The 13,360-nt window shown below is 38.9% G+C and carries 10 protein-coding genes; 6 read left to right on the top strand and 4 right to left on the bottom strand.

Annotated features, from left to right (window positions below; all coding sequences use genetic code 11):
* Positions 1–193: 193 nt before the first annotated feature.
* Positions 194–2,479, bottom strand: a complete 2,286-nt coding sequence (locus BLW60_RS06305) for a hypothetical protein (protein ID WP_074715477.1) — start codon at positions 2,477–2,479, stop codon at positions 194–196.
* 140 nt (positions 2,480–2,619) lie between these two features.
* Between BLW60_RS06305 and BLW60_RS06300 the strand changes: the two genes are divergently transcribed.
* The 3 genes from BLW60_RS06300 to BLW60_RS06290 all read left to right on the top strand — a co-directional run bounded on the left by BLW60_RS06300 (position 2,620) and on the right by BLW60_RS06290 (position 4,235).
* Positions 2,620–2,847, top strand: coding sequence for a hypothetical protein (locus BLW60_RS06300; protein ID WP_074715474.1), 228 nt, complete (start codon positions 2,620–2,622; stop codon positions 2,845–2,847).
* Positions 2,848–3,058: 211 nt separating this feature from the next.
* Positions 3,059–3,571, top strand: a complete 513-nt coding sequence (locus BLW60_RS06295; protein WP_207645917.1) for a hypothetical protein — start codon at positions 3,059–3,061, stop codon at positions 3,569–3,571.
* The gene (locus BLW60_RS06290) at positions 3,564–4,235 is read left to right on the top strand and encodes a hypothetical protein (RefSeq protein WP_207645916.1); all 672 of its coding nucleotides are present in this window, start codon (positions 3,564–3,566) and stop codon (positions 4,233–4,235) included. The genes BLW60_RS06295 and BLW60_RS06290 overlap by 8 nt, the downstream gene beginning before the upstream one ends.
* 352 nt (positions 4,236–4,587) lie before the next feature.
* On the opposite strand, the gene BLW60_RS06285 is transcribed toward BLW60_RS06290, so the two are convergent.
* From BLW60_RS06285 to BLW60_RS06270, 3 genes are all read right to left on the bottom strand, one after another.
* A complete protein-coding gene (locus tag BLW60_RS06285) occupies positions 4,588–6,216 on the bottom strand; it encodes a recombinase family protein (RefSeq protein ID WP_074715465.1) in 1,629 nt (542 codons plus the stop codon).
* A 120-nt stretch (positions 6,217–6,336) separates the two neighbouring features.
* Positions 6,337–6,561: a hypothetical protein gene (locus BLW60_RS06280; RefSeq protein WP_074715463.1), complete on the bottom strand. Its 225-nt coding sequence runs from the start codon at positions 6,559–6,561 to the stop codon at positions 6,337–6,339.
* 757 nt (positions 6,562–7,318) lie between these two features.
* Complete coding sequence (locus tag BLW60_RS06270) at positions 7,319–7,684, bottom strand: hypothetical protein (protein WP_028520032.1); 366 nt, start codon at positions 7,682–7,684, stop codon at positions 7,319–7,321.
* Positions 7,685–7,944: 260 nt separating this feature from the next.
* Between BLW60_RS06270 and BLW60_RS06265 the strand changes: the two genes are divergently transcribed.
* The 3 genes from BLW60_RS06265 (at position 7,945) to BLW60_RS06255 (ending at position 13,352) form a co-directional block, all read left to right on the top strand.
* Positions 7,945–9,096: a DUF6076 domain-containing protein gene (locus tag BLW60_RS06265; protein ID WP_074715457.1), complete on the top strand. Its 1,152-nt coding sequence runs from the start codon at positions 7,945–7,947 to the stop codon at positions 9,094–9,096.
* A 148-nt stretch (positions 9,097–9,244) separates the two neighbouring features.
* On the top strand, positions 9,245–11,368 hold the full coding sequence (locus BLW60_RS06260; protein ID WP_074715455.1) for a Dam family site-specific DNA-(adenine-N6)-methyltransferase: 2,124 nt from the start codon (positions 9,245–9,247) through the stop codon (positions 11,366–11,368).
* A gap of 76 nt (positions 11,369–11,444) precedes the next feature.
* Positions 11,445–13,352, top strand: coding sequence for an AlwI family type II restriction endonuclease (locus BLW60_RS06255; RefSeq protein ID WP_207645915.1), 1,908 nt, complete (start codon positions 11,445–11,447; stop codon positions 13,350–13,352).
* Positions 13,353–13,360 lie beyond the last annotated feature (8 nt).

Raw genomic sequence — 13,360 nt, 5'->3', positions numbered from 1 at the left:
TTGTAAACAGCACCATTTTGGACACCCCCTTCATTTAAGCTGAAAGAAGATTTTGTTGTTTTCAGACTTCACATAATCTTTCTTCGCTAAATTCTGCTTCTATCTCATCAATAAATAATAATGCCCCTAAGCGTTTAACACTTAGAGGCAAAGCTTCTATATGAGCATTTTTATAAGACTTCAGATTTTATCATCAATAATTGTTAAGAACCTGTTTTCTGAGCTCTATCATATCGAAATTATCAAATACTCCGTCATAATTGAGGTCGAAATTCTTATCTTCAAGGTCACATTCCTCGCCAAGGAGGTACTTCTGGAAAAGCAACATATCATCTGATGTGAACTTCTCCCTGTTCATTCTCTCAACGATAATATCATTATGTAAAAGCTCTATTTCTCCGCTGCCGATACCGCATATATTGGCATTGAGAGCTACATTTGTGATAGGGCCTACTTCAAGTCCAGCATTTTTCCATGCTATAACAGCGTCAAGAAGATAGATAGTTCCTGATGCGATTGTATCATTAGGAGTCTTGGTTTTAGCTATACAATAATACTTCACATTCTTTTTGCCACCGGCAGTGACAACATGATCGTTATAGTACACATAGATATCGTATTCACGATCGGTAAACTCCTCCGTACCGAGATACTTGGCTTCTTTTGGAACAGCATCATAATTCAGCACAGGATACATATAAAAATCTATATATTCTTCGCCGTGTTCATCACACATTCTTCCCTCAGCACCTAAGCTGTAATTGCCGTCCGTGCTTATATTAGCCCTAAAATTCATATTGATAAAGTCGCCCTTATCATTGTCTATCTGCTCGTCCGCCATTTCAAAGTTCATGCTCTTTCCAAACTTGAAAACACTGTCATCATAATTCTGGAAACAGTCACCGACAATAGTTCCGTTCTTTTTGAGAGTACACTTTCCATTCTCTGTGCAGAATACCATGCTGCCGCCTTCAATAATAGGCTCGGCAGGAGCGTTTATCGATGTATTGTCAATCACTCTGTCATATACGTCATCTTTCTTTACAAGATCAAATTCAGCATTTTCAAGGTCAAATTCACCTCTTCCGGCACCAAATGATTCAGCAAACATTAATATTTCGCTTATCTTGTTTGTCTTTTCCAAATAGTTCTTTAGCCAAACATCGTAATGCTTCTTGAGATCAATATCGCCAACTGCTCCGTAGGCCTCCTGTTCAAAGCTGACCTGTGATATACACCATATCTGCGGTGCAGGCAAGCTCATACAGGACTCATAGTTAAATGTCCTTGAATAAATATCATACTTGATACCGTCTACCTCAACACAGTCAAGGTGTTTCACATCAGCCCTGTCATGACCGTCGTCCACAAAGTCCTTTGTATTACTGAACTGAACAATATTTATCGACGTTATACTGTCACGATCAAAGAGCTCAACTCCCACTGCATATTTGTCCTTAGCCTTTATTGTCGTCTCATAGTGAACGTTCATCTTTTCATATTCATCAAAAGACACCGCCTTTTCGTCAAGAATACCTCTGAAAAACGCACTGTCCGAATTGGTATTACAATTTTCATACATACAGTGAGCTGTTCCGTCATCAGAGACCGTCATTCCGTTGCGTAAGCCTTTATCCAGCGACGAATAGGAGTAATACTGTCCATTAAGCCAGACAGGGTTGCGTGAGTCATAATGGTTCTCGACTTTTATACTTCCCTTGTGAGGAACATTGGCCAAAGTAACATCATTTACGAATATCTTTCCCTTTTCGCCTGTTCCGCGGACATAAAGCTTAGGTTGCTTACCTATTTCTATTTTAAAGCCATTATCCTTTAACTCGGCGTCTATCGCCTTAAAGTCTATCTTTTCGCTTATGCTGCCACCGTCAAGGCTCTCGCAGCGGACAATATATATGACCTCAACAGGAACATTCTCCTCCTCGGTGATAATTACGTAATAATCAGTGCCGTTTATGCTTATTTTTTTTGCATTATCGGTATCTGCACTGAAAGCGTCCTCTGTATATGAGTCAAGAACTCTTATTTCCGCTGTTTTTTTATTCTCAGCATCGTAACATTCCACCACAGCTCCAATAGCATAGCTTTCCGTGTCTTTAAAGGCTGCCTCATATTTTACGAAGCAATCCTTGACATCGTCTATAGACTGTACCTTTCCCTCACCGACAAGGAACTCCGCAAGTCTTGTACTGTCCCAGTTGCAAACGTAATAACCGCCCACAGAATTACGAACGATTGTTGCCTCGCCATCATCGTCATCAGCCTTCCATGCTATGAGGTCATTGCACGAATAAGGAGCCTTGAATTCCTCGTCATAATAAGTAAGACTCACCGCGGCACTGTTTGTCGCCCCCGAAGTTCCCGTCTCTCCCACAGCATTCACGGGAAAAACAGTCATAGCTGCCGCTGTTACAGCGCAGGCAGTCAAAGCTGACAAAAAAAGCTTTATTTTTTTGTACATTGTCACACCCTCCTTGAACATAAAAAGCATATATATATTTATTATAGCTACGCCAGAAAATTTTTACAAGTCCTTTATTGCGACATTTTGCAAAAGCTTTTTATTCAATAACCTTCACGCCCTGTTTTAGGAGAAGAATAATGAGCGAATCCAATGAACATATATCCCTTGTAAATCTTGCATTTAACTATATCAAAAGCATAGTTCCTAATAATCTAAATGCACTAATTGAATGCGATAATGGCGTTTCAAAGAAACCGAGTAAAGTTATTGGAAATTTTATTCCTGATGTTTACTATTGCTTTAATAATCTGTTAATTATCGGAGAAGCCAAAACATACCACGATTACGACCGACCACATAGCTAGTCGATTAGCAGCATATAGAATATTAGCGGAAAAAGATCCTATCAAATGGGGAAAAATCAGATGCATTTTACTCCCAGCAGATATATCTGAAAAAGCAGTTTTTTCACTTTTAGGTCAGCGCCATTTAAATGGGCAGAAGGAATGGGATCCTTTTGAACAAGCTACATACCTATATAGAAGACACCTTCAAACTAAAATTCCTATTCCAAGCATGGCGGAGGAATTAGGTCTTTCTAAAGCAAAAGCTCAGAAAATGATAGATGTTGTTGAATTCATGATTAAACATGATGATAATGATAAAAGACACTGGAGTCATTATTGGGAATATCTTGGAAATAGAAATGTAAAAAAATACAGAGACACAACCCCTGATTTGGATAATACTATTGCTACTGCTGTAAAAGGTGGTGCTATTAAAGATGCTAAGGATATGAGAAAGCTCTCTGATATCGCTAGAATTGGCGATAAACAAGCCAAAAAGATAATGCAAAATATATCAAATGGCACTGTATCCATTTACACTGGACATGCCCAGATGCTTGAATCAGGAAAGTTAGATGATGTTGTGAAAAAGTTAAAGAAATTTAGAGATTTTATAATTGATGATACATTTGAAAAACAACTAAAATCAAGTAAAGATACTTACAATCAGTCAAAATTCGAAATTGATAAAATTTTAAAAAGGCTTAATAAGATTAGGGAGAAAATGGATGACGATGAATGAATGTGACATCTTTTTCAAGCAGATATATGAAAAAGATATTAATAAGCATATGCTTTTCTATGCCTATGAATTTCCATCATCTGAGGTATTAAAATACATTGATAAACTAATAAGAACACCTTTGAAGGAATTTGTTGATTATATAGATGTTAACAATAGCCACGAATTAATTGAATCAAAAGATGTGTTTCAATTCAGCAATTTTAATGACGCAACATTTAAGTTAAGTCAGATAATCGTAGAACAGGGTAATCCTGGACTATCTTATTTAGATATTGGAAAACTACTATTGAATGACGGCAAATCGAGGACAGAAGGAGCTTATGTTAAATATGGTGAAAACCATGCAAAAACATCTTCAGCAATTGGTTTGTCGTTTGAAATGTCACATATTACATTCGTTTCATGTATAGGAATGGTTATAAATAATATATCAAAATTAGAAAAAGAGAAGCTTTTAGTTCGTCTATTATTGAGGAATAAACTCATTTGGAGAATGTATTCAGCAACAAGAATTGGAAGTGTAAATGCAAGACTATTGTTTAATATGCTATCGGACAGCACATATAAAAGAAGAAAAAGCAATCTATTAACAATTCTCAAAATTTTAAAAAACTGCAGTGAATATGATTTTTCATCATTTGTTGAGAATGTTAATTTTTAAACATAAAAGTGTCGATAATATATATTCAGATAAATGATTTTGCAAAGCGGTTCTGATAGCTCAAAGAATTAATATACGATGAAAGTAAATTATAGTTTAATATCACATTCCAAACTCTTACAAACTTAATTTTCGTGTGACAGCCCGTGTGATTTCTATGGAAAATCGTGTGATTTTTTTGGCTTTTTAAGTGCTTATACAGAATCACGACTACACTAAATCACATAAAAAACTGCCTGAATATCGGTATAAGCCCGCTATTCAGGCAGTTTGTTGTTTGGAGCTTGTGACGGGACTCGAACCTGCGACCGAGGACTGTTTTTAAAGCGAACATAATTTCTGCTTTTGATTGTTACGCTGCTTTAGCCACAGTTTCCTTCAGTTCGCCTACGAATCTGTAATATATCTCTACCTGCTGATATGTTTTCCCATAGAGCTTTTCCTTGTGGTGGACAACTATTTTGTCGATAAGCTCATTAAGTATATCAGCGTTGAGTTCCTTTATATCCGTATAACTGTCAATTACTTTTGTAAATTTATCGGCGGCATCAGATCTGGCTTTGAGCGTCGTGATCTCATATGTCAGTTCAGGTATCGTCTTCTTTAATTCTGCCTGTTCTTCCTCAAATGTTTTTGTCATCTGTGCGTAGCGATCATCAGAGATTTTTCCGAGTGCATTGTCTTCATAGAGCTTGTTGAGCAGGCGGTCTATCTCAGCTATTCTGCCCTGTGCTTTTTCAAGCTCATGTTCAAGCTGTATTACCTTCTTTGCACTGCTGTCACTGCACTTGCTGTCGAGGAATGACCTGAACCCATCCTTGTTTTTACGATATGACTTCAGCACTCTCCGGATGTCTTTCAGCACAAGCTTGTACACCACATCGTAGGTAATATAATGCGAAGCACAGTATTCCTTGCCGTGAGTTTTATACATCCAGCATGAGTATGCTCCGTGGTATGTACCGTCTTTGCGTTTCTTCTGCGAGTAGGTGAGTGCGTGACCGCAGTCTGCGCAGTAGAGCAGACCTGCGAACATCTGAACCTCACCTGTCAGCGTTGGACGCCTCTTGGTACTCATCATTCTGTGAGCGTCGTCCCACAGCTCCTGAGAGATTATCGGCTCATGACAGTTCTCAACAATTATCCAGTCCTCCCTCGGGACCTTGACCTTCTCTTTGCTTTTCATCGACTTGCACTGCTGCTTTCCGTAGATAAGCTTACCGAGATAGACTTCGTTTTCGAGAATCACTCGGATCGAAGTAACGTGCCAATCGAACTCTCGCCGCCAGTAATCTGATTTGAAATAATCAGGATTATGGAGATTGAAGTAAGCTATCGGTGTGAGAACTTTTTCCTCACGGAAGATTTTCGTGGTCTTATTATAGCCTATCCCCTGCGCCGCCATTCTGAATATCCTTCGTACTGTTTCAGCAGCAGGCTCATCTATCACAAGATGATGCCTGTCGTTCGGGTCCAGCTTGTAACCGAAAGGCGGCTTTGAACCAATGTACTGTCCGGCTTTCGCTTTTGCCTTCTTCGCAGTCTTAGTCTTGATAGAAGCCTCACGCGCGAAGTAATCGTTCAGAACATTTCTCATCGGGAACATCATATCGTTTTCGTTTTTCATGGAGTCGTAGTTGTCGCTCACAGCAATGAACCGAACTCCGAGCTCCTTGAACTTTTCGACGTACATTCCGACTTCGATATACGACCTTCCGAATCGTGACTGGTCTTTTACCAGGACAGTATCTATCAGTCCGTTCTGAATGTCTTCATACATTCTCTGGAACGCAGGACGGTCAAAGTTAGTACCGCTGTATCCGTCATCATCGTACACTTCATAATTATCTATTGCATGATCCTTGCAGTACTGCTCCAATAATAATTTCTGCGAGCCAATGCTTACGCTTTCGCCCATTCGCCCGTCATCGACCGAGAGCCTGCAATACAGAGCTGCTTTTTTAGGCTGTTTGTTTTTCATTATAACTCCTTTCACAGCCGTGCAGCAGATCCTTACACGGACAGTATACCACATCTCCGCTCAGGAATCCAGTGTGCACAGCTGATTTCGTAGGACTGCACAAAAAACATTTTCCGACTTTTACATCGACTCGCTCTCGGTCTGCTTTGCATCAAAGGCAGGCTTTTCATTCCCCCTTTCGAGCTGTCGGAGCATTAATTCTCCGAGCGACTCTTCAGCTCTTTTCCTGCCAAGGAAAGCAGACCAAACACGATAGGTGACACCGTCAACAGTACAGTCGTGATGCAATACGGACTGTACCTCGGGATCTTCACTGCAATGAGTCTTTTCAAGGTTTATGCTCATACATCCGCCTCCTCTAAAACTATTCAATTCAAATTCACAGGTACAAAATCAAATCGTACCGTCTTTGCTGAGCCTGCGTGTTACCAGCCCAGACTTTTTGAGCATCCCTTGCGAGGCCTGCTCGGTTTTTTATCACTCCTCTCACAGCGGCAATTATGCTGCTCAGACGCCTCCCATATCTCCCTGATCATAGCCTTTATCTGGCTTTTTTCTCAAAAAAGACGCCTGCTTTTTTGAAATTCCCAAGGAAAGACGCCTCTGCTTACGTCACAGCAAATGCCGAAAAATCGGCGGGCACTGCCCGTCCGATGTGGAATGGCGGGCGCAAATGACGCCAGCCTTTTTCCTGCAAACCAAAAAGGGGCACGGGTTCTCCCGTTTCAGCGGCAAACGGAACGCCGTTTGCTATGCTTGCCGGTCTGGCGGACCGACTTCCGCACCGCAGGTTTGTCCGTTTTTTCTCCCTCTGATATATCCCCCAACTCGCTCCACGTTGCGCGACAACCGCGTTCAACGGGAGCGGTGTGGTAACTATACCATTTTGGTTTTGAAGGCGGTAAACTCGGGGCTTTTTGCGCGTGTTTCGGACAATCACTCCTTACACGTTTCCTGTCATAGTTATTATTGCAAAGAAAAGAAGACACATAGTTTATATAACTATCAAGTAATATATATCTTCCTTCTCTGTATTAAGTATATATTCTCTTGTATACTTAATATATAAGCGTATGACATCATGACACAGCCCCTATGACAATCAGCTTTTAAATTTCAATGCCAACTCTGCGTCGCGGAGCTTGTCCTCGTCCATGTCGTAATTCAGGAATGCGACTTCGTATGAGTTCTCGACCTGACGACCGTTGTCAGCATAGTTGTTGTGGATACGAATGATGTCCTTCTGCGCAAGAGTTTTCAGTGCGCGCTCAACATTGCTCACCGACATCGCAGTATCTCTTGCGATACCTGTGCGGCTTATGGTCGAGGTTTTCTTTTCGCTGTCGTAGTAGCAGAGTAGATCCATCACCACCTTGAACTCGGCAGGCGTAGTGATGTTGAGATACTCAAGCGGAGAGTTGACGCCATTAGAATAGCTTGTGCAGTTAGTCACGTTCATGTTTTTCATCTACATCTTCCTTTCGCGTTTCGAGTTTTTACTTGTGATGTCAAGAGTTGTCCGGACGTCTTAACTGTGTTCAGTATACACGCTCTCTTGACAAAAGTCAATAGATATAGTATACTATCTCTACCGAGTTCAATCTATAATCTATTTTTATGAACGAATTGTAAACTTTTGATTTTGGCTGTTTATACAGCTGTTTTCAAGACAAATCGCAGTGTTATACACTCTGACGAAACAGAACACTATTTCTGAAAGGAGTTATTATGTTTGAGATAGAAGCACACTACCATGACAGAAAAATATATCTTTCCGACGGCAGAGTTTATCCGCTCGGAGAGATACTTCTGCGCTATTTTTCAATGAATTTTTATGACTTAGGCGAACTGTTTGACGTATGCGAACGTGCAAAGTCTGAGCTGAACATCAGTTCCTTGTTCTGTCCTGCTGACATAGGCAAGTGCGCACAGGAAATAGAATTTACATACGACAGCATCATGGATATTGCGAAGTCGCTTCCGCCCTACGACACAAAACATTTCAGACATGGTCTCCTGAGAAATCTGTTCGCGTACTACAATGACATCTTTGACGAGCCTTTCTATGAGGACTCGGAGTTTGAAGTCGATGACTACAACGAACACTTTGTCAACGCAGAGAGTACTCCTGTGTCCTTTGAGGAAATGTATATCACAGAAGATTTGAAAGAACTGCGAGCGTTATCTGATTACGAATTTGACAGCAAGAAGGTTTTCAGCAACTACGAGAACAGAAAAGACGCTGCTGACTTCACGACTTGTATTGAGCAAATGACAAACGAGTTCTCAACTTTTATTGAGGACGTTATCCGCGTCAAGAAAATCTTTATGCCTTTCATTGACGAGCTTTGTGACCACAACAGTTATCCGACAACTCAGAAAGTGATTGACACATTTCAAAAATATATAGGCGTTATTTCAAGCGGCAGTATGTGCATGGGACATACAATAATTGAAACAAAAAAAGATCCCATACTCTGTGAGACTTATCGTTTCACATCGCTGGGAGCCTTTCTGTATTTTGAATTATTCAAGTGCATCGAAGAAAAGTTCATGCCTGTCAAGTGCCGCAACTGTGGTCGGTGGTTTATCATGAAGCATACAACGTTTTCACACTACTGCAAGCGACTTGTCAGCAGCAATCCTCCGAAAACTTGTCGTGATAATGCAATGAGCCACAACTTCAAGGAGAAGATAAAGAGTGATCCCGTGTGGGAGATATACAATCGTGCATACAAGCAGCACTACGCTCGCTATATGAAAAAGAAAATGAGCAAATCACAGTTCGCAGAGTGGAGCGACTACGCTATTAAGCTGCGGCAGAAGGCTGTTGACGGTGAGCTGGAGATGGAAGAGTATCAGAGGTTGATTAGGATTTAGTTTTTAATTAGCATCCATTTTTGTGATAATTTCTTTATTTTTTTCTCAAAAAACATATCAAAAGCAATAAAAGCTATTGCATTTTTGCAATTTTTATGATAAAATGTCTTTGAGTAATCAAAATTTAGTTGCATAAGGAGGAGAGGGTATGGCAGATACAACTGCTACGAAAATAGCCGAAGAACTAAATATTTCTCGCTCTTACTTATATCGCTTGCAGCAAGATGGCGTATTTAAACTTGTCATACAAAACGGAAGGAAACGCTGGGATACAAGCGTTATTGATACTGTACGTAGTTATCTGTCAGAAAAAGAGAAGGAAGAGCCTGATATAGCTATCCCTCAATATAAAACTACCAAAATTAATAACCGTCGATATCTTGGAAACAAATATAAGCTCATACCCTTTATAAGAGAAATCGTTGAAAACAATTGCAAAGATATTAATACGGTTGCTGATATTTTTGCAGGAACAGGCGCTGTAGCTTCTGCATTTCTTGATAAGAAAGTTATAACAAACGACAATATGTACAGCAATTATATCTGTCACGTTGCATGGTTCAGTGCTGAAGAATATGATAAAGAAAAGATTGCAAGATATATAGTTTACTATAATTCAATCAACACATCGGAAGAAAACTATATGTCTCATAATTTTGCAGATACATATTTTAGCAAAGAAGACTGCTGTAAAATTGGTTATATACGAGAACATATTGAGAACGAATTTAATAACAAGAAAATAAATGCACGAGAGCGAGCTTTACTAATTACATCGTTATTGTATGGAATGGATAAAATAGCTAATACCTGTGGACATTACGATGCCTATCGTAAAGGCGTGGTATTTGATAAACATCTCGAATTGGCTGTACCAGATCCAGACGAAGGCAACAATCCAAACAATGCTTTCTATAATGAAGACTCTAACGAATTGGTCAAGCATATTGAAGCAGACTTAGTGTATATTGACCCTCCATATAATTCGAGGCAGTATTGCGATGCGTATCACCTTATAGAGAATGTCGCGCGCTGGAATAAGCCGGAAGTCTTTGGCGTTGCCAAGAAAATGGATCGTTCTAATCTTAAAAGTAAGTACTGCACATCGGAAGCTGCTAAAGCTTTTGAAGAACTCATATCTAACATAAAATCAAAATACATTCTCTTGTCATACAACAACATGGCAGAAAAGGGAAACGATCGATCAAACGCTAAGATTTCTGACGAAGATATTCTCCGCATACTTAAAGCTAAAGGAGAAGTTACAGTCTATTCAAAAGAATATAAAGCGTTTACAACAGGAAAATCAAATATCAAAGGAAATGAAGAAAGGTTATTTCTATGTAAGTGCTACGGAAGCAAAGAAATAATACCTTCGCCATTAAACTATATTGGCGGGAAATTCAAACTTCTGCCCCAAATACTTCCGTTTTTCCCAAACATAAAAGGGACGCTTGTTGACCTTTTTTGCGGAGGTTGCAATGTTGGTATAAATATTGACTGCAACCATGTAATTTTTAATGATACAAATCAAGCACTTAACTCGTTATATGGTACACTGAAGAATCTTGACAAATCTGTTTTGTTCGAACAGATTGAAACAATAATCGACAAATATGAATTATCAAGATCCAATGACAAAGGCTATGAATACTATGGCTGCGAAAGCTCAAAAGGACTTGGTGCATACAACAAAAAACGTTTCTTGAGACTACGCAATGATTTCAACACATATAACAATCAAGATTATTATTATTATGTTATGCTGTATGTGTTGATAGTATATTCTTTCAATAACCAAATCAGATTTAATAAAAACGGAGAGTTCAATCTTCCTGTCGGAAAGAGAGATTTCAATACAAAAATGAAACGAAAGCTCTCAAAATTTGTGGATCGATTAAAGAGTGGTAATTATAGTTTCTTATGCAAGGACTTCAGAGAAATAGATTTAGATGAATTCACTTCAGATGATTTTATATATGCCGATCCACCATACTTTATCACCTGTGCTACTTATAATGAGCAGAATGCTTGGACAGAGAATGACGAAAAAGCTCTCTATAATTATTTAGACGCCGCTAATGCACGCGGAATACGTTTTGCTTTATCAAACGTACTTAGCAGCGAGGGCAAAACCAATCATATATTATCCGAATGGCTCAACAAAAACAACTATAAAACCATTCACTTGAAGTACGGATATTCAAATTCTAATTATCAGAAAAAGGATCGTCAAACAGGTTCTGACGAGGTACTAATAATTAATTACTAAGGGGGATTCAAAAATGCCGCTTGAAAACATTACATATAAAAGCTTTTGTTGGAGTTTGGGAACTACAAGCTTTAGGATGAAGAGTTTCAATTTACTAATCGAAAAACAACTAGAGCTTTTAAATGAATTCTGGCAGAACCCCGACTACTCTTCTGAACAATGGAGTAATAATTCACGTTTACAGGAAGAATACTACCTTTTCATGCAGAAAAAGAAGTTCGTAAAAGGCGACGCACCACGGAAAGACAAGGATGCTCGCGAGAAAACTTCAGGCCTTGTTGATATAGGACTTTTAACTCCTGAAAGAAGATTAACCGAAGCGGGAAAGGCTCTTTTACAGATCAGCCTCAGCGGTAGCTTTGAACCGGATAACACCTTGCAACTCGCTAAGGATAGCTATATCTATTTCAAGCAGCTACTAAAAACGTCAAATCCAGTTGAAAATGGAAGTATACGTCCATTTATTGTGCTTGTATACCTGCTTTCAGAGCTTGAATACCTTTCAAAAGAAGAATTCACTTATCTGCTACCGCTATGCACTAATAAAGAGAATACTATTTTCATAAAAAACAAGATAAAAGCTCTTCGTAAAAACGGCGAAAGCGTTGATGATATCATCATTGACACGTTAATGAAGATGAACAATTATAAGCAGGCGCTTAATACACTTCTCAACAACAAACCAAGCGAAGAACTCATATGCTGCATTGGCTTTAACAGAAAAAGCAGAGACTACGATAAACCTTATTACTCGCTATATCTTAATCTTAAGAAGCTGTTTTTGAATAAGGATTATAGTAAACTCTCCGATGTTTTAAAGTCCCTTGACAAAGTTAAAATCGGTAAATTATGGAGAGCTACTCTCTTAAAAACTACCAACAAAAAAGCAATCGAAAAGAATCCTCGTAATTGCTTAAAAGACTCGATGTTCACAAATGTTGATAATGAGCGCGACTTCAATATAGCATTTTTCAGAACTATGCACTTGCTTAAAGCAAAGGCAACCTTAAAAGACTACTATGATTTAAACAAAAGATATTTCAAAATCACTGACGTTGTTATTTTCGAGGGAAACAAAATTCATCTTGATATTGTACCGAAGCATTTCTTAAATACTATCATAGACAAGCTATTTGATTATGGATTTGTCACATCTGACAAGCTCTTTACCAATTGTAAACTCGAAGATATCGCGCCTTGCCTCAGCGTCAACGAAAACGCAATAATAAAAGGTATTAACAAGGAACTCGGCGGCAGCATCAAAAACATGGTCGACGCAAAACAGGCAGTTATTGATGAACGATTGAAGCGTTTCAACGAACTCATTGATTCAAAATTTGATGATGCAACTCTCATTAATCTACTTGACAAATTTGAAAAACGTGAAGATGACGATATTCAGAAACTAGTAACGGATAACGCAGATATTCCTACTATTTTTGAGTATGTTCTTGGCGTAATATGGTATAAAGTCAGCGAACGCAAGGGTAATATCTTAAAATATATGAACTTGTCGCTCGAAGCTGATCTGCTTCCAAAAACCCATGCTGGCGGTGGTGAAGCTGATATAGTTTATGAGTATGCGGCTTGCAAAGACTATCCTGAGCACAGTATGCTGCTCGAAGCTACTCTTTCCGACGGAACTAATCAGCGAAGAATGGAAATGGAACCTGTTTCGCGCCATCTCGGAGAATATATTCTTAACAATGGCAGCAACAATTCTTATTGCGTTTTTACAACAACTTATCTTGATAGGAATGTTATATCCGATTTCAGAAACAGGAAAACATATCAGTATTATAATCAGGATTACTCCCAGTCCGTCGACGGACTCAAGATACTTCCTTTACAGACTACAGAATTGAAAACAATAGTTCAAAACAAACTAAAATACAAGCAGTTGTACAATATATTTGAACAAGCATATCGTTCAAATGAACCCATACCTACTTGGTACAAAAAGAACATTATTGAAATGATATAGTTTCTTGA

Source organism: Ruminococcus flavefaciens (assembly GCF_900108555.1).
Classification (GTDB): Bacteria; Bacillota; Clostridia; order Oscillospirales; family Ruminococcaceae; genus Ruminococcus; species Ruminococcus flavefaciens_P.
Note: the sequence above shows the minus strand (reverse complement) of the source record. Positions and strands in the feature narration are given on the sequence as shown.

What these genes read in the sequence shown, in the direction of transcription:
- BLW60_RS06305 (WP_074715477.1), bottom strand. Translation starts at nt 2,479, where the DNA reads ATGTACAAAAAAATAAAGCTTTTTTTGTCAGCTTTGACTGCCTGCGCT.
- BLW60_RS06300 (WP_074715474.1), top strand. Translation starts at nt 2,620, where the DNA reads ATGAGCGAATCCAATGAACATATATCCCTTGTAAATCTTGCATTTAAC.
- BLW60_RS06295 (WP_207645917.1), top strand. Translation starts at nt 3,059, where the DNA reads ATGGCGGAGGAATTAGGTCTTTCTAAAGCAAAAGCTCAGAAAATGATA.
- BLW60_RS06290 (WP_207645916.1), top strand. Translation starts at nt 3,564, where the DNA reads ATGAATGAATGTGACATCTTTTTCAAGCAGATATATGAAAAAGATATT.
- BLW60_RS06285 (WP_074715465.1), bottom strand. Translation starts at nt 6,216, where the DNA reads ATGAAAAACAAACAGCCTAAAAAAGCAGCTCTGTATTGCAGGCTCTCG.
- BLW60_RS06280 (WP_074715463.1), bottom strand. Translation starts at nt 6,561, where the DNA reads ATGAGCATAAACCTTGAAAAGACTCATTGCAGTGAAGATCCCGAGGTA.
- BLW60_RS06270 (WP_028520032.1), bottom strand. Translation starts at nt 7,684, where the DNA reads ATGAAAAACATGAACGTGACTAACTGCACAAGCTATTCTAATGGCGTC.
- BLW60_RS06265 (WP_074715457.1), top strand. Translation starts at nt 7,945, where the DNA reads ATGTTTGAGATAGAAGCACACTACCATGACAGAAAAATATATCTTTCC.
- BLW60_RS06260 (WP_074715455.1), top strand. Translation starts at nt 9,245, where the DNA reads ATGGCAGATACAACTGCTACGAAAATAGCCGAAGAACTAAATATTTCT.
- BLW60_RS06255 (WP_207645915.1), top strand. Translation starts at nt 11,445, where the DNA reads ATGAAGAGTTTCAATTTACTAATCGAAAAACAACTAGAGCTTTTAAAT.